The organism is Fretibacterium sp. OH1220_COT-178 (genome assembly GCF_003860125.1).
Classification (GTDB): domain Bacteria; phylum Synergistota; class Synergistia; order Synergistales; family Aminobacteriaceae; genus CAJPSE01.
In genome coordinates this window covers 26,277-47,738 of the sequence record NZ_RQYL01000002.1, presented here as the reverse complement: position 1 = coordinate 47,738, position 21,462 = coordinate 26,277, and the positions used below count along the sequence as shown (strand labels likewise).

20 protein-coding genes are annotated in these 21,462 nt (G+C 61.9%); 17 read left to right on the top strand and 3 right to left on the bottom strand.

What is annotated here, in order from left to right; genetic code table 11:
- The first annotated feature begins 1 nt into the window (after position 1).
- Positions 2 to 646, top strand: coding sequence for a cytidylate kinase-like family protein (locus EII26_RS01115; protein ID WP_124887294.1), 645 nt, complete (start codon positions 2 to 4; stop codon positions 644 to 646).
- A 457-nt stretch (positions 647 to 1,103) separates the two neighbouring features.
- Here EII26_RS01115 and EII26_RS01105 read toward each other — a convergent pair whose 3' ends face one another.
- Complete coding sequence (locus EII26_RS01105) at positions 1,104 to 2,489, bottom strand: glucose-6-phosphate isomerase (protein WP_233572528.1); 1,386 nt, start codon at positions 2,487 to 2,489, stop codon at positions 1,104 to 1,106.
- 18 nt (positions 2,490 to 2,507) lie between these two features.
- Here EII26_RS01105 and EII26_RS01100 point away from each other — a divergent pair, with 18 nt between their 5' ends.
- The 4 genes from EII26_RS01100 (at position 2,508) to EII26_RS01085 (ending at position 6,701) form a co-directional block, all read left to right on the top strand.
- Positions 2,508 to 2,906, top strand: a complete 399-nt coding sequence (locus EII26_RS01100) for a hypothetical protein (protein ID WP_124887292.1) — start codon at positions 2,508 to 2,510, stop codon at positions 2,904 to 2,906.
- Between the two features lie 159 nt (positions 2,907 to 3,065).
- On the top strand, positions 3,066 to 3,911 hold the full coding sequence (locus EII26_RS01095; RefSeq protein WP_124887291.1) for a sulfide/dihydroorotate dehydrogenase-like FAD/NAD-binding protein: 846 nt from the start codon (positions 3,066 to 3,068) through the stop codon (positions 3,909 to 3,911).
- A 2-nt stretch (positions 3,912 to 3,913) separates the two neighbouring features.
- On the top strand, positions 3,914 to 5,410 hold the full coding sequence (gene gltA, locus EII26_RS01090) for an NADPH-dependent glutamate synthase (protein WP_124887290.1): 1,497 nt from the start codon (positions 3,914 to 3,916) through the stop codon (positions 5,408 to 5,410).
- 139 nt (positions 5,411 to 5,549) lie between these two features.
- The gene (locus tag EII26_RS01085; protein WP_158612078.1) at positions 5,550 to 6,701 is read left to right on the top strand and encodes a pyridoxal phosphate-dependent aminotransferase; all 1,152 of its coding nucleotides are present in this window, start codon (positions 5,550 to 5,552) and stop codon (positions 6,699 to 6,701) included.
- 68 nt (positions 6,702 to 6,769) lie between these two features.
- On the opposite strand, the gene selD is transcribed toward EII26_RS01085, so the two are convergent.
- Together selD and EII26_RS01075 are read right to left on the bottom strand one after the other, a co-directional pair.
- Positions 6,770 to 7,861, bottom strand: a complete 1,092-nt coding sequence (gene selD, locus EII26_RS01080; protein ID WP_124887288.1) for a selenide, water dikinase SelD — start codon at positions 7,859 to 7,861, stop codon at positions 6,770 to 6,772.
- Positions 7,848 to 8,864, bottom strand: coding sequence for an asparaginase (locus EII26_RS01075; protein ID WP_124887287.1), 1,017 nt, complete (start codon positions 8,862 to 8,864; stop codon positions 7,848 to 7,850). The genes selD and EII26_RS01075 overlap by 14 nt, the downstream gene beginning before the upstream one ends.
- 297 nt (positions 8,865 to 9,161) lie before the next feature.
- On the opposite strand from EII26_RS01075, the gene EII26_RS01070 reads away from it, so the two are divergent.
- The 12 genes from EII26_RS01070 to EII26_RS01015 all read left to right on the top strand — a co-directional run bounded on the left by EII26_RS01070 (position 9,162) and on the right by EII26_RS01015 (position 21,438).
- Positions 9,162 to 9,761 (top strand): DUF3793 family protein, encoded by a 600-nt coding sequence (locus EII26_RS01070; protein ID WP_158612077.1) that lies wholly within the window; start codon positions 9,162 to 9,164, stop codon positions 9,759 to 9,761.
- A gap of 46 nt (positions 9,762 to 9,807) precedes the next feature.
- The gene (locus EII26_RS01065; RefSeq protein WP_124887285.1) at positions 9,808 to 10,236 is read left to right on the top strand and encodes a flavodoxin; all 429 of its coding nucleotides are present in this window, start codon (positions 9,808 to 9,810) and stop codon (positions 10,234 to 10,236) included.
- A 194-nt stretch (positions 10,237 to 10,430) separates the two neighbouring features.
- Positions 10,431 to 11,138: a ComEA family DNA-binding protein gene (locus tag EII26_RS01060; protein WP_158612076.1), complete on the top strand. Its 708-nt coding sequence runs from the start codon at positions 10,431 to 10,433 to the stop codon at positions 11,136 to 11,138.
- A gap of 12 nt (positions 11,139 to 11,150) precedes the next feature.
- Entirely contained in the window at positions 11,151 to 12,569 is a 1,419-nt protein-coding gene (locus EII26_RS01055) for a ComEC/Rec2 family competence protein (protein ID WP_124887283.1), read from the top strand.
- A 112-nt stretch (positions 12,570 to 12,681) separates the two neighbouring features.
- On the top strand, positions 12,682 to 13,470 hold the full coding sequence (locus EII26_RS01050) for a type III pantothenate kinase (protein WP_124887282.1): 789 nt from the start codon (positions 12,682 to 12,684) through the stop codon (positions 13,468 to 13,470).
- The gene (locus tag EII26_RS01045) at positions 13,467 to 14,474 is read left to right on the top strand and encodes a tRNA dihydrouridine synthase (protein ID WP_124887281.1); all 1,008 of its coding nucleotides are present in this window, start codon (positions 13,467 to 13,469) and stop codon (positions 14,472 to 14,474) included. The genes EII26_RS01050 and EII26_RS01045 overlap by 4 nt, the downstream gene beginning before the upstream one ends.
- Before the next feature lie 285 nt (positions 14,475 to 14,759).
- Complete coding sequence (locus tag EII26_RS01040; RefSeq protein ID WP_158612075.1) at positions 14,760 to 16,328, top strand: ABC transporter substrate-binding protein; 1,569 nt, start codon at positions 14,760 to 14,762, stop codon at positions 16,326 to 16,328.
- A gap of 167 nt (positions 16,329 to 16,495) precedes the next feature.
- Positions 16,496 to 17,452, top strand: coding sequence for an ABC transporter permease (locus tag EII26_RS01035; protein ID WP_124887279.1), 957 nt, complete (start codon positions 16,496 to 16,498; stop codon positions 17,450 to 17,452).
- Position 17,453: 1 nt separating this feature from the next.
- Positions 17,454 to 18,299, top strand: a complete 846-nt coding sequence (locus EII26_RS01030; RefSeq protein ID WP_124887278.1) for an ABC transporter permease — start codon at positions 17,454 to 17,456, stop codon at positions 18,297 to 18,299.
- Between the two features lie 45 nt (positions 18,300 to 18,344).
- Complete coding sequence (locus EII26_RS01025) at positions 18,345 to 19,520, top strand: amidohydrolase (RefSeq protein ID WP_124887277.1); 1,176 nt, start codon at positions 18,345 to 18,347, stop codon at positions 19,518 to 19,520.
- The gene (locus tag EII26_RS01020; protein WP_199735008.1) at positions 19,520 to 20,506 is read left to right on the top strand and encodes an ABC transporter ATP-binding protein; all 987 of its coding nucleotides are present in this window, start codon (positions 19,520 to 19,522) and stop codon (positions 20,504 to 20,506) included. The genes EII26_RS01025 and EII26_RS01020 overlap by 1 nt, the downstream gene beginning before the upstream one ends.
- On the top strand, positions 20,503 to 21,438 hold the full coding sequence (locus tag EII26_RS01015; RefSeq protein WP_124887276.1) for an ABC transporter ATP-binding protein: 936 nt from the start codon (positions 20,503 to 20,505) through the stop codon (positions 21,436 to 21,438). The genes EII26_RS01020 and EII26_RS01015 overlap by 4 nt, the downstream gene beginning before the upstream one ends.
- Positions 21,439 to 21,462: the final 24 nt, after the last annotated feature.

The following is a 21,462-nucleotide window of genomic DNA, read 5'->3' as shown; positions in this document are numbered from 1 at the left end:
GATGGGGCGTCTCATAGTTGCCATCAGTCGGGAGTTCGGAAGCGGCGGGCGTTTGATCGGCGAACGGCTTGCACGGGAGCTGGACCTTCGATTCTACGACAAGGCTCTGATCGCCCTTGCCGCGCGGGAGAGCGGTTTGGCCCCCGAGGCCTTCGAGGAGGCCGAGTGCGATGCCGCGAACAAGCTGCTCTTCAACCTGTCCATGGGGAGTAGCGTCGTTCGGGACGGCCTGTTCTGGGTGGAACCGCCAGTCGGCGACCGTGTCTTCATTGCACAGTCCAAAGCGATAGAGCGTCTGGCCGAACGAGGCGGCTGCGTTATCGTCGGCCGGTGCGCAGCTTATTTGCTGCGCCGCAACCCCGATTGCCTGAAGGTCTTTGTCCATGGAGAAAGGGAGGATCGACTGCGCCGAATCGTTGGGCAGTACGGGGTCCCGGAGGAGGAGGCCGAGGAACTGCTGAGCCGGATGGACCGCGGACGTGCCAACTATTACGAGCACTACACGACCTCGAAATGGGGGGCGGTTCACGACTTCGACCTTGTCGTGAATACGACGGCCCTGGGGGTGGATTTGGCGGTACGGCTCATCCGTCTGGCGGCGGAGAAAAAGCAGGGAGCGGAGCGATTGGAGGGAGACCATTTCTGATGCAATGGGAGCGAGCCTTTGGACCGCTCCCAATTTGTCGTTCATGAAGGACTGTAGGATTCCTTTGTCCGCTTGGCGGAAGCAGCTTGATCGTCCAACGACTTTCGGTAACAAATGCACCCTTCCATAAACTTAGGCCATTCCGGGACCTCGGGAAGAGGATCGGTCTTTTCCGGCAGGAGCCCCCAAAGTTCCGGGTGATACCAGCAAAGATCATGACCACTGCAATCCCGGTGCTTTCGAATGCCGTCTCTGAGCTTTCGCACCTCAAGAACAAGATCCTCACGTCTCATGGTATCGAGATCTCGGTCCCTGTTTTCTTCCATATTCCATGGTCCTCCATTCTTTTGCTCTCCAGCTCCGGGAATCATTCTGAATGGCTGGGCTCCGTACGTCGGCTCACAAAAGAGGGGGGACGACTCCTACGTCCTCCCTCCTTTATGGGTATGGACAAGGCTCAGAAGGAGGCGATGCGTTCGCCTATCTTGGCGGACAACGCACGCACCTCCTGGGCATCCGACTCGAAGCCGGAACGCCCCATAAGCCCGTACGTGTAGTTTTTGCCCTGCTCTACCCCCGGCTGATCGAACGGATTGATGTTCATCAGGTAGCCCGTCACGGCTGTGACGTATTCGTAGAACTGAATGAGCGCTCCCAAGCGGTGCGGGTCCAGGGTAGGGATGGAGAGCGAGACGACGGGGCGGCCGACCTTGTGCAGGGCCGCAGCGGTGGCCTCGGCCTCGAAGTTTCTCAGAGCGTCCATCGACTTGCCGTACAGGTAGGAGAGCTTCTCGAAGGCCCTCTCGGGCGCCGCCGGCATGGCGATGTCCCCCTTGCCCTGCTCTACGGTCAGGATGGTGTAGAATTTGTCGTCCGGGCCCGAGGTGTAGAGCTGGATCTGGGAATGCTGGTCGACGGCTCCCAGGGCGCGCACGGGCGTGGAGCCCTTGCCCCCCTTGCCCAGAGATTCCCCCCAGAGCTGGGCAAACCACTCGCCGAACCGTTCCAGGGGATCGGCATAGGGCATCAGAACGTTTATGTTGCGCCCCTTGTTCATATGCAGGAAATTGAGCCCGGCCAGGATCCATGCAGGGTTCTCCAGGATGGATGGGGTCCGGCCGAGAAGAACGTCCAGTTCGTTGGCGCCCTGCAGCAGCTCCTTGCAGTCGATGCCCAGGGCCCAGGCGGAGAGGAGCCCCACACAGGAGAGGACCGAGAAACGGCCTCCGACGTCCTCGGGCAGGATCAGGCTCTTGCAACCGATCTCCTCGACGAATGGACGCAGAATCCCCTTTTCCTTGTCCGTGACGACGACGACCCGCTCTCGGGCCGGTGCCTCGCCCAAGGTGTCCCGCAGCTTTTCCCAGAAGAAAAGGAAGTTTGCAGCCGTCTCCGCCGTACTCCCGGACTTGCTGACGACCACGATGGCGGTGCTCTCCGGGTTGATGAGGCTCCAGATCGCGCGGTTTTCCGCGGAATCGACGTTGTCGGCCATGAAGAATCGCGGCGCGTTGCGCTTCGAAGAGGGCAGCTCGTTCCAGCAGGGGGGAAGAAGGGCACTGTGGAGCATCAGATTTCCCAGGGCGGACCCGCCTATGCCCACTTGGACGATGGACTCGCGAGTGGCCAGCCATCGGGCCATCGCCTGTACGTTGTCGACGTTTCGCCGGGGGAGGTCCATCCAGCCGAATCCCTCTTTGCCCTGGGCTGCGTTCGAGCGCAGCCAGGCGTCTGCAGCCTGCAGCCTGGGCGTCAGAGCGTCGAGCTCCGTGAATGCCACGTTGCTGTTCCCTCCCGTGAAGGCCGCGCCGTAAGCAAGCGACAACAAGGATTTTTCCTGCACTTGGACCCCCTCCTGACGGTGTCGAATTTCGAATTTCCCCTGAACGTGCCGGGATGCCTCTTCGTTGTCCGTATCTTAGCACAGGCGGGGTTGAAAAGCAGCCGCAACGAGTTTTTTCCGGGAGAATGGGAGAGCTTCGAAGAGATTGTATTTTATCGCATTGGCTTTTTTTATGGCGCGCTGAAAAAACACGGCTTTGATCGAAGCGCGCACAAATTGATTTCGCTCCAAGTCCGATCGAAAATGAAAGAGGCAAACGGCATTCCGCCGCAGTACCGATTCGTCTCCATAATCGATTGTCGGGTCGCCGGAGGAGGACTGGGGGCATGGGCCGTCCTTGTCTTATTCGGGAAAAAGGCTTATCATTACAGTAACGGCTTGGAGGGGCATCGCATAAATTCGGGGTTGGGGTCCTAAATTGACGGTTTTTGTGGGTTTTGATGGCTTTTTTGTTGAAAAATGATTTTATGTCTATAAAATTGGTTTTTTCCCCGGCTTTTGAGGCTTGGATGTCACCGTCATTTTTTGATTGCCGTTCGGATTCCTTTACTTTAATTTTGCGAGGGGGAAGGTTATTTGCATACGATTTTGGAGAAGAGGCAGCTCTCACAGGACGTGTTCTATTTCAGGGTGAAGGCTCCCGAGATTGCGCGGAATCGGAAGGCAGGGCAGTTCATCATCTTCCAGCTGGACGAAAATTTCGGGGAGAGGGTTCCGCTGACCATAGCGGACGCCAACGCGGAGGAGGGCTGGATCGCCCTGGTCGCCCAGGCGGTGGGGGCGACGACCTACAAGCTCTCCAAGCTGAACGTCGGGGACGAGATCGCCGCCATTCTGGGGCCCTTGGGCAGCCCCACCCACATCGAGAAGGTCGGCACCGTCGTCTGCGTGGGCGGCGGCATCGGGGTCGCGCCCATGCACCCCATCGCCCAGGCCTATAAAAAGGCGGGCAACAAGGTCATCGTCATCATCGGAGCACGCACCAAGGACCTGGTCATCTTCGAGGACGAGATGCGCGCCATCGCCGACGAGCTCATCGTCGTCACGGACGACGGATCCTACGGGCGCAAGGCCCTCGTCACCGTTCCGCTGAAGGAGCTCTGCGAGAGCCCCGAGCCGCCCAACGAGGTCATCGCCATCGGGCCCCCCATCATGATGAAGTTCTGCGCGGAGACGACCCGTCCTTTCGGGATTCACACCATGGTGTCCCTCAACACCATCATGATCGACGGCACCGGAATGTGCGGCGGGTGCCGCGTCACCGTGGGCGGCGAGACCAAGTTCGTCTGTGTCGACGGACCGGAGTTCGACGGGCACAAGGTGGACTTCGACAACATGATGATGCGCATGAAGGCCTTCAAGGAGCCGGAGCAGGAAGCCAATCACAAGTGCCGCATGGGACTTGACAAGACAGGAGCGTAGCCATGGAGCACAAGACGACCGAGATGTTGGCCAAGGAGGCCGAGGCGATCTGGAACGACATTCATGGCAAGGAACTCACCCCGAAGGACCGTGCAGCGATACCGCCTCAGGAGATGCCGTCCCGGGACCCGCATCAGAGGGCGCGGGAGATGGGAGAGGTGGCCCTGGGGTACACGGAGACCCAGGCGCGGGTGGAGGCGGAGCGTTGCCTGAACTGCAAAGGTGCACCCTGCGTCAAGGGATGCCCGGTGGCGGTCCCCATTCCGGAGTTCATCTCCTGCATCCAGAAGGGCGACTTCAAGGAGGCCGTCGACACCATAAAGCGGACGAACCTTCTGCCCGCCATCTGCGGCAGGGTCTGCCCTCAGGAGAAGCAGTGCCAGAGCTACTGCACCGTGGGCAAGATGCTGAAGTCCGTCGAAAAGGCCGTGGCCATCGGACGCCTGGAGCGCTTCGTCGCGGACTGGGAGCGGGCCAACAACAAGATCAGCGTCCCGACCCCTGCGCCGGACACGGGCCGGAAGGTCGCGATCATCGGATCGGGGCCTGCGGGCCTTACCGTTGCGGCCGACGTCCGCAGGGCGGGGCACGAGGTCGTGGTGTTCGAGGCCTTCCAGAAGACGGGCGGCGTCATGGTCTACGGGATTCCCGAGTTCCGTCTTCCCAAGGAAATTGTCGCCAAAGAAGTGGAGAACCTCAAAAAGATGGGGGTCACCTTCCACACCAATTTCCTGGTCGGACGCACGGAGACCCTGACCGGCCTGCTGGATCGGGAGGGCTTCGACGCCGCCTTCATCGGGACCGGAGCCGGGTTGCCCAAGTTCATGGGCATCGAGGGGGAGAACCTCATTGGCGTTTTCAGCGCCAACGAGTACCTGACCCGCGCGAACATGATGAAGGCCTACGACTTCGAGCATGCGGACACCCCTCTGTTCAAGGCCAAGCGCGTTGCCGTTCTGGGCGGAGGCAACGTCGCGATGGACTCCGCGCGCATGGGCTACCGTCTGGGGGCGGAGAAGGTCTATTGCATCTACCGCCGCACCCGGTCGGAGATGCCCGCCCGTGCCGAGGAGGTCGAGCACGCCTTCGAGGAAGGCGTCGAGTTCTGCTTCCTGCAGAACCCCACGCGTTTCATCGGCGACAAGGACGGCAAGGTCTGCGCGGTCGAGGTCCTGGACTACGAGCTGGGTGAGCCGGATGCCTCCGGGCGCCGCAGCCCCGTCGCCAAACCGGGCACGGAGCATCAGATCGAGGTTGATGCCGTGGTCGTCGCCCTGGGGAACGATTCCAACCCTCTGATGGCGAAGACGACCCAGGGGCTGGACGTCACGAAAAAGGGCAACATCATCGTCGACGAAAAACAGAGGACGAGCCTGGCCCGGGTCTGGGCTGGAGGCGATATCGTCCTCGGTGCCGCCACCGTCATCCTGGCCATGGGCGAGGGGCGTAAGGCCGCCGCGAGCATCAACGAGTACCTGGCAGGTCTCGGAAACAAGTAGAGCAGCCCGTTGTTCCGTCCTTTTGAGGAAGGAATGTTCGCGGGAGGCCGGGGTTTTCCTCGGCCTCCCGCGTTTCATGCGGTACAATACGGGGAAATCTGGGGCCGCCACAGGCTTGCAGGGAAGGGAAGTGGAAGGAATGAGGTTGGCGAAGCGTTATCGGGAGATGCGCCCCCCGGAGATGGTCCGCATGTTTCAGACGATCGAGAGGATGGAGGGGGTGCTGAATCTCAGCATCGGGGAGCCGGACTTCGATACCGAGCCGGATATCGTCGAGGCTGCGGCGAAGGCCGGCTATGACGGGTTTACCCACTATCCGCCCCTGCAGGGGTTTCTGGATGTCCGGGAGGCCGTGTGCCGCTATTGGGAGCGCCATCATGGGTTGAGAGCCGACCCCGGGGAGGTCTATATGGCCGTCGGGGGTATCCAGGTTGCGCACCTGGCCTTTGCGGCACTGCTCGATCCCGGCGACGAGGTATTGCTCGTGGAGCCCTATTTCCCGCCCTACGTCAGCCAGGTGGAGGCCAACGGCGGCGTGCCCGTCGCGGTTCCCACCCGAGAGGAGAACGGCTTTGCCCCTACGGTGGAGGACCTGAAACGCGCCGTCACGTCCAGGACTCGGGGATTGCTGCTGAACTCCCCCTGCAACCCCTCGGGGCGTGTGGTACCGCGCCGACAGCTCGAGGAGATCGCCGAGTTCGTAGGGGAACATGACCTGTTCGTCCTCAGCGACGAGATTTACGAATCTCTGGTTTTCCATGGGGAGCACGTCTGCCTGGCGACCTTTCCCGGGATGCGCGAGCGGACCGTCACCATGGCAGGCCTGTCGAAGAGCCACTGCATGACGGGCTGGAGGCTGGGATATGGCATCGCCCCGGAAGCTCTCGCCCGCACCATGACCGTCATCGCGTCCAGCCAGACCTACGGGCTGAACTCGCTTGCTCAGAAGGCCGCTCTTTACGCCTTGGACACTCAGGACGCCAAGGTCCTGGAGCGGCGCGCCATCTTCGCGGAGCGGGTGGCGAGCGTGGCCGAACGGCTCAACGCGATGAAGGGGGTTCGCTGTCCCCCTGCGGATGGGGCCTTCTACCTGTTTCCCAATATCTCGGGCTCGGGGCTTTCCAGCGAGGATTTCTCCTGGAGGCTGCTTGAGGAGGCCAAGGTTGCGACGGTCCCCGGAAGCCCCTTCGGGAGGAGTGGGAAGGGCTATATCCGTATTGCCTGCACGCAGTCGCAGGATACGCTGATGAGGGCGATGGACGCGATAGAAAAGTTTATCGACACTCTGTAGCTTCGTAAGGACAAGGAATGGCCGGCGGAATTCTTCGCCGGCCATTTAAAAACGCAGAACTGGGTTTGTCAGGGCACGGCCCGGATCCGTCCCTCTCCCTCGGTCAGGGTTCCAATGATGGCGGAACGCTCGAAACCGTTCTCGCGGCAAAACTGCAACAGATCTTCCGCCTGGCTTGGAGCTACGGCCAGCAGAAGGCCGCCGGAGGTCTGTGCATCATAGAGCATGTCCAGTGCGGAAAGAGAAAAGTCCCCCATGGCGTCCACGCGTTCCTCGTAGGCCTCCCGGTTCCTGTAGGCTCCCTCCGGGACCAGCCCCATGTCTGCGAGCTCCTTGACGCCGGAGATGACGGGAATTCGAGGGAGAACGAGTTCACAGTCCACGCTCCCCTCGCTGAGCATGTCCAGAATGTGTCCTGCGAGTCCAAAACCCGTGATGTCGGTTCCCGCATGGATGCTCCGGTGCAGAGCCTCCGGAAGTCTGAGGGGGAGGTCGTTCAGAGTGGTCATCCACCGGACGGCCTCCTCGGCCGTCCGCGGGTCCTCGACCATACCGGCCTTTATGGCTGTGACCGCAATCCCCGTGCCGATGGGTTTGGTGAGGAGCAACCGATCTCCGGGCCGACCGCCAACGGTACGCCATATCCTGTCCCGTTCCACTTCTCCGTAGACGACCAGCCCGTATTTGGGCTCCTCGTCCTGAACGCTGTGTCCGCCGACGAGAAAGGCCCCCGAGGCTCGGGTTCGTTCGAAGCCTCCTTCGAGAATCCGCTTCAGGACGTCGAGCCCCAGTTCCTTCGAGGGGAACCCCACGATATTCAGGGCCACGATCGGCCGCCCCCCCATGGCGAAGACGTCGCTGATGGAGTTGGCCGCGGCCACCTGTCCCCAGACGTAAGGATCGTCGGCGACCGGGGTGATGAAATCGACGGTGAGGATCCCCAGCCGACGCTCGTCGAGCGTCCACAGGGCCGCGTCCTCCCCGCCGCTCCAGGTTGCGAGGACGCGGTCGCTTTCGACCTGCGGGATCCCCGCCAAAACTTGAGCCAGGTCCGCCGGACCTATTTTGGCGGCTCACCCGCTGGTTCGAGACATCTCCGTCAGACGCCGCAGGGCGGCCTGTTTCTCTCCACAGGCGGGGGAGCGGTCATTGCAGGACATCGTCGCACAGGTTGACGCTCAGATGGCGTTCGAGATCCGATGGGGCACAGACGGGAAGAAGCAGCATGAGCTTGGTCATCAAGGCCTCTCGTGTCATGTCCCGGGCCGACAGGACCCCCAGGTCCAGAGCCCGCTGGCCGACCTCGTATACCGCAGGATCGGTTCCGCCGAAGGCGGCCTGTCCGCGGAGCACGAAGGGAATTCCCCTGGAGATGCCCCTCCCGATGGCGGGCAGGAGATCCTCGCCCATGAAGGGAACTCCGCCCAGGCCGTATCCCTCGAGGACGACGGCTCTGGGGCCCATGTCCGCCACCGAGTCGAGGAAGCGGGTTTCGATCCCCGGAAAGATCGGCACAAGAGCGATCTTGGACTCGAACTCGGGGGAGGTGCCCCAGGGACGCTCTCCGGAGAGCTTGGGGGTCTGGGGCGTCAGCCAGGCGACCTTGTGGGTTCCTCGATCCTTCATCTCGCCGAGGAGCGGGTAGTCAACGCTGACGAAGGCCCTCTTCCTGTGGCTGTCGATTTTGGTGACCTTGGGGCCGTGGATGAGCGATCCGGCGAAGGCGACGGACACCCCCCGGCGCTTGTACATCGCGAGTTGAAGGGCGAACTGGAAGGCCGAGTAGATGTTCTCCGAGACGTCGCTGCCGGGCGCGTCGGCGGAGAGCATGGAGCCGGTGAGAACAATGGGGACGGGAAGATCGTTCAGTAGGTAGGAGAGTGCGGAGGCGGTCCAGGCCATGGTGTCCGTGCCGTGGAGCATCACGAGCGCATCCGAGAGCGGAGCGTTTTGGCGGATGCATTCGGCCATGGCGATCCAGTCGGAAGGGTGCATGTTGGAGCTGTCCTTCGACATCAGATCGACGATGGAGACCTCGTGCTCGAATCCCATCAGTTCGGGGCAAGCCTGAAGCAGCTGCTCTCCGGCCAGGCCGGGCTGAAGGCCCTTTTCCGAGGCGACGGATGCGATGGTCCCCCCGGTGGTCAGAAGCGAAATTTTCATCGATAAAGCCCTCCTGCTGTGAGGTGAGTGCAGAAAACGTGCAGGGATAGAGTAGCGGAATTTCGGACGCCGCACCAGCGGAAAATCGCCGATGTCCCTCCGAAAGGCGCTCCGTCGTTTCGATGTCGTCCTTTCTGCTTGACAAAAAAGCCATCTCGATATAGTTTTGTGTAGCAAACAAAAGACTTCCTTGCTTCTTGCTTTATGGTGCTCCGATCCAGAGGTCGAACGCTGTCGCTCAACGAAAACGATAACGACGGATGTGTGATTATGAAGAGAACGGTCATACGAGATCTCATGCTCTCGATAAGAGAGTCCGGGGACGAGGAATACCTCAGGGCAATATTGTTTTGTTTTGGGGCGCCAACAATAATGGGGCTCAAGGCGGGGTCCCTGCTCAACCTCAGGCGCGAGGGGACGGACTTGTGTGCCCTGTGGGAGGAGCGTGGGAAAGCGTGGCTCCGCTCCAGGGGGGTCGAGACGTTCTCCTTCTCCGATGCCGAGTTGGGGAGGGGAGCGCGCGGTGGTCTGCTCGTATTGCTTTATCGCAGGGAATTGCTGTCCCGTATTCTGAACTCGGATGGAGCGAGGGAGATTCTCTCCCCCCTGGGCTATTCCGCTTCATGGGATGTAGAAGCCTGCCTGGAGCGTCTTCGGGAGCGTTTTATCGACGGCTTCCCTCACGAGATCGGCCTGTTTTTGGATTATCCCCCGGAGGATGTCCGCGGGTTCATACGGAACAAGGGGGCCGGGAGCCTGGCCGTGGGGTATTGGAAGGTTTACGGGGACGTCGGCAGGGCCCGCAGGGCCTTCAGACGTTTTCGTCGTGCGGAGAACGAGGCGGCAAGATCGCTGCTGAGCGGGTTCAAATTTCCTGCGAGGACCTTTGCGTCCTGATTGAGGAATTATCCCGTGGCAGGAGAATAGAAGGAGGCGTATGTTGATGTCCAAGATTTTGGTGGTCTATTGGTCGGGGACGGGGAATACCGAGAAGATGGCGGAGTCTATCGCCAAGGGAGCCGAGGGCGCCGGAGCCTCGGTGGAGTGCAAGAATGTCGCCAGTGTCTCCGTTGCCGATCTTGCGGGGTACGACGTCGTGGCGTTCGGATCTCCGTCGATGGGCGTCGAGGTCATCGAGGAAGGGGAGATGGAGCCGTTCTTCGCCGAGGCGCTTCCGGGGCTGAAGGGAAAGAAGGTCGCGATCTTCGGGTCCTACGGATGGGGCGATGGGGAATGGCTGAGGACCTGGGCCGATCGGGTCCGAGGCGGGGGCGCCACGCTTTTCGACGATGGCCTGGCGGTTCACGAGGCACCGGACAATGCCGCAGTCGCGGAGTGCACCGCTTGGGGAGGCAAGCTGGCGTCGTTCTGATTTTCTCGAGGCTGCGACAAGAACACAGGGCGTGGGGGGATCTCCACGCCCTGTGTTCTTGTCGGGAGTTCCAAGGCTAGGCGTTCATCCCGTTGAGGGGGGCGCGCCTCCGACGGCCTTGCCCTCCTGCATCCCGCTTGATGAGGGCAGGGGGTTCAGGCTGTACAATAATAAAGAAAACATCGTGTCGTCAGATGGGGGAGGGGATCGTTGTGTGGCAGGACCTGTGGGAGAGGCACAGAGGGGCGTTCTGCGTTGCGGTGGGCATGGCCTGTTTTCTCCTCGCGGGGCTTCTGGTGCGTGCTCTGCCCTCGGTACGGGAGAATCTCGGAATGTCCGCCCCCGCTCCGCGAAGCTCGGAATCGGCGTCGGAGGAGATGACCAAGAGGCTCTCCAAGGCAGCGGAGCGAAAGGGCGTATCGCCCGCCGCTTCGGATCTGGAGTCCGAGTGGTTTCTCTATGTGACGGGCAGCGTCCGCCGTCCGGGAGTCTATCGCCTGCCTCCAGGCGCACGAACGGTCCATCTCGTCGAAGCGGCGGGAGGGCTCGATGGCTTTGCGGATCCGATAGCCGTCAATCTGGCGGAGCCCCTGGCCGACGGGATGCACGTCCATGTTCCGCGCAAGGGGGAGCGTTCGCCCCAAGCGCCCCTTGTCGCCGTGGCCCCGACGGTTCGGGCCCGTATACCGGGGCACGGGGAGGGACGGCTGATCGACGTCAATCGTGCTTCGGAGGCGGAGCTGACGGCGTTGCGCGGGATCGGCCCCACCCTGGCCAGGCGGATCGTGGAGTACCGCGAGGCGAACGGCCCCTTTCAAACGCTGGAGGATCTCGTTCGGGTCAAGGGGGTCGGTGCCGCCAAGCTCGAAGGGTTTCGTGGTCAGGCGACCGTTGGTCCCTGAGTTCTTGAGGGCATGACGGTTCTGGCCCGTGCCCCTTTTTTGGCCGTCCTGGCCGGCCTCGTCGTGGCGATGGGGGTGGAGGAACGGGCTGGAGCCTTTGGCATGACGCTCCTTGCCCTTTTCGTGACCGCAGGGATCCTGCTCTGTTCCTTTATTCGGGAGCGAGGAGGACAATGGCCCCTTTTTATCCTGGTGCTCTGCCTTGTCCTGTCGGCATCGGCCAGAATAACCTTTGTTTTGAAACGCCCCCTTTCCTGCCCGTTGCATGTCCGGGCAGAGGGCACGGTCACGGAGGTCCGCCCCTGGGGTCGGGCCCATGTGGCGGTCCTCGACACGCCCCACGGCGGATTGCTTCTGCGCCTGCCGTTTGCCTCCTTGACCGAGGGAACCCGTCTCGCGGCCGAAGGGGTTTCACGTCCGTTGCGCCGGTCGGCGCGCGGCGAGGGGTTCGACGAGGAACGGTTCTGGGGGGCCTACGGGGTTGTTGCGTGGCTGTCTCCGTCGAGGCTCGAGCCCACGTTGGAGCAGCCCTGGAACATCCACCGCCTTCGCTTCGAGGTCTCCCGCTTCCTGGTCATACATTTGCCCGACCGGACCGGGGCCTATCTTCGGGCGGCCTGGACGGGCCAGCGCGACGAGGCCCTTAACGAGGCGCACCGTGCCTGGGGCACGGCTCATCTCCTTGCAGTCTCGGGATTCCATGTCGGGATCGTCGTGCTCTGCGCCTCGTCTCTTTTAAGGCGTGCCCGCCTTCGGCCCCTATGGATCTCTCTGCTCCTATGGGGCTACGTGTTGCTGACGGGGGGCGCTCCGAGCGCGCTTAGAGCCGGTTTGATGATTCAGGCGGCCTTGTTGGGGGAGCTTCTCGGAAGGCCTTCGAGCTCCGTAAACTCCGTCGCTCTCGCCGCCGTATGTCTGCTGTGTTTTTCCCCTCGCCTCTTCTGGAACGTGGGTTGGCGTCTGTCGGTCCTGGCGGCCCTCGTCATCGCCGCGATGCATGAGGAAGGAAGCCTGAAGAGGACGTGGTTCTGGCTGGGGCTCAGTCCTGCGGTCTGGCTCGCCACCTTTCCCCAGGCGGCCTATGTTTTTGAGGGCGTGCCTCTGGCGGGTTTGCTGCTGAATCTCTTCGCGCCCGGATTTTTTGCCTTTGCGCTGCCTCTGGCATCCCTCGTCGTCGTTTTGTACCTGATGGGACTTCCTTGGGCCCCTTGGCTGTTGGAAGCCGTGGAGGGAGCCTTCATTCTCTGGGAAAAGCTGGCGGACCTCTTGCTGGGGATCATTCCCTGGTCGGTCGCCTGGGGGCCTTTCCTATCCTGGTGCGGTACAGGTTTCGTGTTCCTGTGCCTCTGCCGGGCGATGCGTCTGCCTTGGTTGCGGACCCTCTGGCTCATGCTTTTGGGGTCGCTTACGGCATTTCTGATCTTTTTGTAGAAATTTCACCCAAGAGCATGAGGGCTGCTGTTATACTGGGCTTGAGGGCTCCCGCCGGGATAGGGATTCTGTCCTTGAGGATGCCTCTATTTTTTGTCGGGAGGTTGTCGTGATGCTCCTTGTGATGGATGTGGGCAACACCACGACGGTCGTGGGAATTTTCGATGGAGAGAAACTGGCGGCGCACTGGCGGCTTTCCTCCATCCTGCATACGTCCGACGAGCTTGGCGTTTACCTGCTCACGCTCCTGGGGACCAAGGGCGTGACGGTGGATCGGATTGACGGTGCCGTGTTCGCGAGCGTCGTTCCCTCGTTGGACCTGCCGGTGAGCGAGGCGATACGGAATTTCCTGGGCGTCGAAGCCTTAAGGGTGGACGCGTTCACGGACGTCGGAATGGAGATCCGCTACGCGTCGCCGCGGGAGGTGGGGGCGGACCGGATCGTCAATGCCCTGGGCGGGATGATGAAGTACGGTGCGCCGCTCATTGTCGTCGACTACGGGACGGCCATCACTCTGGACGTCGTTTCCAAGGATGGCGCCTACCTGGGCGGAGTGATTGCGCCGGGTCTGGTGTCCGGTATTTCGGCGCTCTTCGGTCGTACCGCCAAACTGCCTCAGGTCGGAGTGGAGCTCCCCCCGTCGGTGATTGGCCGCAACACCAACGAGTCCATCCAGTCCGGCATCCTTTTCGGCAATGCGGGACTCACCGACCGGCTCGTGGAGATGATTCGCTCCGAGTTGGACGTCCGGGCCAGTGTGGTGGCCACCGGCGGGCATGCGGAGCTCATGGCCGAGCTGTCTCGGACCATAGACCATGTGGACCCCTGGCTTACGCTGGATGGCCTGCGCCTGATTCACGAACGCAACCGGGACGCACGGGGTACCGTGAGCAAGAGATGAGTTCGATCGCCGACGCCTCGCTTGTCGGAGGCCTGACGCTGTCCAATCCGCTTTGTCTGGCCCCTCTGGCCGGAGTTACGAGTGCCCCGATGCGGGAGTTCTTCTCGAGGCTGGGGGCCGCCCTGACCCACACGGAAATGGTGAGTTGTGCGGGGCTGGTGCGGGCAAACCGCAAGACCTCCAATATGCTTGAAGTTTTGGCCGGAGAGGGGCCCGTGGTCCTTCAGCTTTTCGGAGGGGATGCCGATGCGATGGCGAGGGGAGCCGAGGTGGCCCTGGAACACAACCGCAGACGGGGGGATCCGGCCTTTGCAGGGCTGGGGATCAACATGGCCTGTCCCATGCCCAAGGTGACGCGTCGGGGGGCCGGTGCGGCACTGATGCAAAACGCGTCCGAGGCCTTCGAGATGACGCGGCGGCTGAAGCGTCTTGGCCTTCCGGTCTGGGTGAAGATCCGCAGGGCCTCCGAGGGAGGGGAGGAGGACACGATTCTCTTTGTCGAGGGCCTGATCGAGGCGGGGGCCGACAACGTCTGTATACACGGCCGTACGGCTGCGCAGCGCTACGAAGGACGTGCCGACCGGGAGATCGTGGCGAAGGCCGCGCGGTGTTTTCCCGGCAAAATTGCGGCGAGCGGGGATGTCCGTACTCCAGAGGACGTCCGGGAATACCTCGATGCAGGGTGTGTCGTCGTGATGCTGGCGCGCGGAGCCCTGGCGAATCCGTGGCTGTTTCCCGAGTCGCTTCGGGCTTTGGGGTTTGCCGTCTCCGAGGAACTTCTCGACCCCTCGCCGGAACTCAGAGGGGCGGAGTTGTGCCGGCTGGGAGAACGGGCTCGGGAGCTGTGCGGAGCTCGCCAGGCCGTGGTGTTACTCAAGCGGCTGATGGGGGGAATACTCAAGGGGATGAACGGAGCGGCGGAGCTGCGTCGCCGTGCGGGCTGTGCCACCGATTTGGAGGAGCTGCTGGAGGTTTTCCGTCTGGGGATGGCCTCGGAATCCTGACGCAGCTGGCCGGCCGGGGCTACGGGAAAATTGGCGGATGCAGTTTTCGACGTAAGAAGGGGCTTGCTTATGGTCACGATCTTCTTCGCTCTCCGAAGCAATCCTGAAAATCTCGTATTTGAAACGTGTGCATTGAGGAGAATTCCCGATGCGCACGTTTTTATTTTTTCGGGACTTTCTTCCTCGTCAAAATTCGCGATATCGGTATAATAGGTTGCGCGCTTCATTCCTTTGCCGATGTGCAATGGATGGGCGGGGCAAAACAACGATTGGACGGTGAGGGCTTTGAAGAAGAGACGCTTTGTGTTCCTGTTCTGCTTGCTTTGGCTCGGTTTTTCCTTTGCGGGCCTTGCTGCCGCCGAACCTTCGAAGGGAGGGGAGATCGTCGTCGGGACGGACCAGAACACGACGACCATGGATCCTGCCATGTACCAGGATGCCGCCTCCTCGCAGACCATGATCAACGTGTACGAAACCCTGGTCATCTACGACGCGGAGTATAAGGATATCATTCCCTACCTCGCGGAGTCCTGGTCCCACACCGACGATCTCAGGGAGTGGACGTTCCGCCTGCGGAAGGGCGTCCGTTTCCATAAAACCGAGAATCAGCCGGGGCGTGAGATGACGGCCGAGGACGTCAAATACAGTTTCGAGAGGACCTTGAAGATCTCTCCAATGAAGCGGCTCTTTATGCTGGACCACGTGGAGGTCGTCGATCCTTACACGGCGAAGCTGGTGCTGAACCAGCCCTTTGCGGCGCTTTTGGCCGTGCTGACCGATGTCGGCAGCGCCGTCATCCCCAAGGAGGACGCCGAGAAATGGGGGGGCGATTTCAGTCAGCATCCCGTAGGAACGGGGCCCTACAGGATGACGGAGTGGGTGAAGGACTCGCACATGACCTTCGAGCGCTACAACGATTACTGGAACAGGGAATGGCTGCCCCATCCCCTGAAGGTCACGTACCGCTACATCGTCAACAAGACGGCCATGACCACGGCGCTTCTCAGCGGCCAGGTCCACATCACCCGGGAGGTGCTGGACCAGGATGTCAAGAAGATCTCCGACAACGCGGGGCACCGTGTGGTCAAAGGGGCGCCCTGCAACGTGTACGCGTTCTATATGAACGCCACCCGGGGGCCGACCACCGATCCGAAGGTGAGAGAACTCTTCTTCCGTGCGGTGGACGTCTCCCAGATCGCAAAGGCGCTGTTCCCCAATGGATCGGGCGAGGCTGCGTACGGTCCCATCCCTCCAGGGAGCTGGGGGTACAATCCGGACGTCCGGTCGTTCTACACGGCCTACGATCCTGCTCGGGCCAAGGAGCTCCTCGCGGAATTGGGCAAGAAGCCCGGCGAGCTGAAACTTCGGATCACGACGTCCGAGGACGAGCGCCGGAAAAAGGCCGCCATCATCGCCCAGGCCATGCTGAAGAAGGTGGGGGTGGAGGTCGAGGTCCAGAGCCTGGAATGGGGCAGCTTCATGGGGGTGGCCTCCAAGGCCGAGGCGGACATTTATGCCATCGGGTGGACCTGGTATCCCGACCCGTTCTTCTACGTCTATTACATGTTCCACTCCGAGAAAAAGGGCAGCTACGGGAACGGCGGCGCCTACAACAATCCCGAGGTGGACAAACTTATCGACCTGGGGGCAAGCGTCGGCGACCAGCAGGCACGCACCGGGCACTATCGCAAGGCCGAGGAGCTGATCATGGGAGATCGGTACTACTTCCCGCTTTACCACATGTATGCGATGAACGGGGTGGACAACCGGATCGCCGATTTCCATCCGACCCCCCAGGGGAGCGTACGTCTTTTCGGCCCGGACTTCAGCTCGTACCTCAACCCCGATTCCTGATCCCCTCCTCGGCTATTCTGCAGTCGTAGTTCGCGAATCGGGCGGCCCCGAGGACGGAGGACCTCACCCCCCTCTGTCGGTCGGGGCCGTTCGTTATTGCGTGTTGGCAGCGGTTTTTGAGCTGTCTCGAAACGGAGGGGAGAATCCCCGAAAAGGAGGCATGCCCCTTGGGTCGGTTCGCTCTCAAGCGTTTTCTTCAGATGATCCCCACGCTTTTCTTCGTCCTGCTCGTAATCTTCTCCCTGATGAAGCTGATTCCCGGGGATCCTGCCCTTACCCTGCTGGGGCCGGAGGCCAGTCCTTCGGATGTCGCCGCCTTCAGGGAGGAACTGGGGCTGAACAAGCCGCTTCCGGTCCAGTTCCTGACCTACCTGCGCAACGTGGCCCGCGGAGACCTGGGACGTTCGCTGATCTATCGGACGGACGTCCTCACCCTCATCGCGGAGCGTCTGCCCACGACGCTCGTCCTGAGCCTGTGCGCCCTTTCCATCGCCATCCTTTTGGGCGTTCCCCTGGGGATCTTCGCCTCGATCCATCACAACGGGTTCTGGGACATGCTTATCACGGTCCTGGCCCTTCTGGGGGTCTCGGTCCCGATCTTCTGGGTGGGGATGCTGCTGATCGTCGTCTTCGTTCTGAATCTGGGACTGCTCCCCTCCGTGGGCTTGGGGAGCTGGGACAAGGGGCTCTGGAACGTCGTCAGCCACTTCATTCTGCCCTCCTGTGCCCTGGCCTTCCAATCCGTGGGGACGATCGCCCGATTCACGCGTTCCAGCATGCTGGAGGTCCTGAGACAGGATTACATACGGACGGCACACGCGAAGGGGCTGCGGTCGCGGCTCATCCTGGAGCGCCACGCCCTGCGCAACGCCCTTATCCCCGTGGTCACCGTGGCGGGACTGCAATTGGGGCACCTTCTGGCCGGAGCGGTCCTCACCGAGTCCATCTTCGCCCTTCCGGGGCTCGGTAAGCTAATGGTCGACGCGATCATGCGGCGCGACTTCCTGCTGGTGCAGGGGGAAGTGCTGGTCATCGCGCTCCTTTATCTTCTTGTCAATTTTCTTGTCGACCTGCTCTATGCCCTCTTGAACCCCAAAATCCGCAAATCGTTTGGAGGCGCCTGAGATGTCGGAACAGCTTCCTTTTTGGAGACGCTTCTTGCGCAGCAAGCAGGGGATGGCCGGTCTCCTGATCGTTCTGCTGAACATCGGATTGGCCTGCTTCGCGCCTCGGATCGCCCCCTACGATTTCGACGAGATGGATTTTGGCGCCATGTTGGCGGAGCCGGGGGCTGAGGGGCATGCTTTCGGCACGGACGACATGGGAAGGGATGTACTGACGCGGCTGGTCTACGGTTCGCGCGTTTCTCTGATGGTGGGGATCGTCGCCGTCTCGATCGGCGCCTGCCTCGGCACGATTCTGGGCCTGGTCTCCGGGTACTTCGGCGGCTTTATGGATGCGCTCCTGATGCGCCTGATGGATGCCCTGCTCTCCTTTCCCTACATCCTGCTGGCCATAGCGATGATGGCGGCGCTGGGAGCGGGGCTTTTCAACGCGATGCTCGCGATCGGTCTCGTCATGGTTCCCAGTTTTGCCAGGGTCGTCAGAAGCGCCGTTCTCAACGTCAAAAACGAGGATTTCATCACCGGAGTCCGCATCATGGGGGCCTCCCACCTCTGGATACTGGGCCGCCACGTCCTGGTGAACGTTCTACCGCCCATTATCGTCTACGCTTCCCTCAGCTTTGCCGGGGCCATCATCAGCGAGGCGACGCTGAGTTTCCTGGGGCTGGGAATCCAGCCCCCCACGCCCTCCTGGGGAAGCATGCTCAGCGAGGCGATGCCCTATATGGACCAAGCCCCTTCCCTTGCGGTCTTCCCGGGACTGGCCATCCTCGTCACCTGTCTGGGGTTCAACCTGCTGGGCGATGGGCTGCGCGATGTCCTGGACCCGCGTCTGCGTATCCGATAGAGGGGCCGCAAAAATTCATTTCCCGAAAGAGAGGAGTTCGCTGCCGTGAAAGACAAAATTGTCGCTGCAATCGACGCTCATGCCAATGATCTGAAGGACCTGGCCAGAGCCATATTCTCTTACGAGGAGACCGCTTTTCAGGAAAAACGCTCGTCTAAGGCTCTGGCCGATTATCTTCGGCGGGCCGGTTTCGAGGTGGAATGGGGGCCGGCAGGCCTAGAGACGGCCTTTGTGGCGAAGTTTGGCCGCGGACGACCCCACATCGGCCTGATGGGGGAGTACGATGCCCTTCCCGAGGTGGGACACGCCTGCGGGCACAACATGATCGGGACGATATCGGCCGGAGCGGCTGCGGCCGTAAAGGCGAGCGGCTGCCTGGAGGGGCGGGAGGGGACGATCCTCTTCCTCGGTTGTCCCGCGGAGGAGCATGGAGGGGGCAAGGTTTTGCTTGCCGAGGCCGGAGTGTTCGACGGTTTGGATGCGGCCATGATCGTCCACCCCACGAGCATCAGCACCGGCTACGACATATCTTTTGCGATCAAGCGCCTCTACGTCGAGTTCTTCGGCAGGGCGGCCCACGCCGCTGCGGCTCCGCACAAGGGGATCAACGCGCTGGATGCCATGATCGCGTTCTTCAATGGCGTTGCGCTGATGCGCCAGCAGACGACGGAGCGCACGCGGATACACGGCATCATCCTGAACGGAGGGCAGTCCTTCAATACGATCCCGGACTACACGAAGGCCGAGATGGGCATTCGCGCCCTGCGCATGGAGGAGGTCCTCGAACTCGAGGAGAGGCTTGCCGCGGTCGCGGAGGGAGCGGCCCGAGCGGCCGGCTGCACGGCGAAGGTCACCCAGGCGGAGGCCCCTCAGCCCGAGGTTTACGTCAATGTCCCCCTTGCGCGCACCCTGGACGCGAATTACGCGTTGGTCGGGGAAAGGACCACCATGAGGACCTACGGACAGGGCGTCGGCTCCACGGACGTCGGCATCGTGACCCAGAAGGTCCCCGGTATTCAGGGATACATTGACATCACCGACGGGGCCCCGGTTCCGACGCATTCCAGGGAGTTCGCCGCCGCTGCGAACTCGGATTATGGGTACGACGCGATGATCCGGGCCACGAAGGCGCTGGCTCTAACGGCCTTCGATCTTTTCGCGGACCCCGTCCTGCTCGACGAGGTCCGGCAGTATTTCAGGGAGAGGAGAAGGGATTTCTGATGAAGGGCGGCATGCCCCCCGGCGGTGCGGCATCGTTGCTGAGCGTCGAGGGCTTTTCCGTCCGGCTCCGGTTGCCCTATGGAGAGCTTCGGGCCTGCGAGGACGTCTCCTTTACCGTCGAGCCCGGGGAGGCGTTGGGCGTCGTAGGGGAGAGCGGCAGCGGTAAGAGCGTGACCATGCTCTCGATCATGGGGCTCATGCGAGGCCATAAGGAGGGAGTCCTCCGTTTCAAGGGAAATCCGATGGAGGACCTTTCCTCGTTGCGCGGGAGGGACGTCGCGATGGTCTTTCAGAACCCGCTGAACTCCCTGAACCCATCGATGAGGATCGGGAGACAGTTGACGGAGGTGCTGACCGAGCATCTCGGCCTGACGGAGCGGGAGGCCGAACGGCGTGTCCTCTCCGTCATGGAGCGCCTGGCCGTCCCCGAGCCCGAGAGCCTGATGAGGCGCTATCCGTTCGAGTACAGCGGCGGCATGAGGCAGAGGGTCATGATTGCCATGGCCATGTTGTGCGAGCCCTCCCTTCTGATCGCCGACGAGCCCACCACGGCTCTGGACGTGACCAATCAGGCGCAGATCCTACATCTTTTTCGGGAGCTTCAGGAGCGGTTCGGGACCTCCCTGATCTTTATCTCCCACGATTTGAGCGTCGTCTCGCAGATCGCTCACCGCGTGATGGTGATGTACGCCGGCTCCGTGATGGAGGTCGGGCCGTCCGAAAGCCTGTTCCGCGACCCCCTGCATCCCTATACCCGGGGGCTGGTGGCCTCGCTGCCCCGTCTTCTCCTGGCCGAGCGCAAGAAACCCTTGGCCTCCATTCCCGGGGCGATCCCCAGTCTGATCGACCCTCCCGAGGGGTGCCGTTTTCTTCCGCGCTGTCCTCGGGCCGTAGAGAAATGTGCCTTAAGGGCTCCCAAAGCCTTACATGTGGGGAATAGGATCGTCTGCTGCTGGCTTTATGAGGAGGGGGGAGCATTGTCGTGACGCTGCTTGAGGTCCGGAACCTGTCTAAGCGATTTCCCGTTGGGGAACGCCTGTTCTTCGCCCCCTCCCGCTGGCTGCACGCGGTCAGGGGAGTGGACTTCTCGGTACGGACGGGCAGCGTGTTCGGGTTTGTGGGGGAGAGCGGAAGCGGCAAGTCGACGATCGCGAATCTCGTCGCCGGGGTCTATCCTCCCAGCGGTGGGGAGATTCGCTTCAAGGGAAGCCCCATTCCGCGGGGTTCGAGGGGGACCCGATCGATCCAGATGGTATTCCAGGATCCCGAGACCTCCCTGGATCCACGAAGGACCGTGCGTTTTCAAATCGCCGAGGGACTGATGCTTCAGGGCGGATCGACGGCTCCCGAGAGGGAGAAAAAGGTGTGCGCCATGCTGGATGCCGTGGGGCTGAGGCGGGACGTGCTGCCCAAATATCCCCACGAGCTCTCCGGGGGGCAGAAACAGCGCGTCGCCGTGGCGCGGGCCCTGATCCTCCGTCCGGAGCTCCTGATTCTCGACGAGCCCACGAGCGCTCTCGACGTATCGGTTCAGGCGCAGATCCTGAACCTCTTCATGGACCTGCAGCGCGATTTCGAGCTGACCTACCTTTTCATAACGCACGATCTCAAGATGGTCAGTCACGTTGCGGACGACATCGCGGTCCTGTACCTGGGACGCGTTGTGGAGGAGGGGCCGGTGGCGGACGTCGTCGACCGTCCCTCGCATCCCTACACGCGGGCACTGTTGAACTCGGTTCCGGAGCTCGACAAGCCCCTCCTGCGCGAGCCCATCCGCGGGGAGATCCCGAGCCCCCTGTCGCCGCCCTCGGGCTGTGCCTTCCGCACGCGTTGTCCCCATGCGGAGGAGCGCTGCCTTATCGAACCCGTATATCGAACGGAGGCCCGAAAACGCGTGCTCTGTCACCTTTCGCTCTGATGGAGCTGCAATGGATTCGGAAAT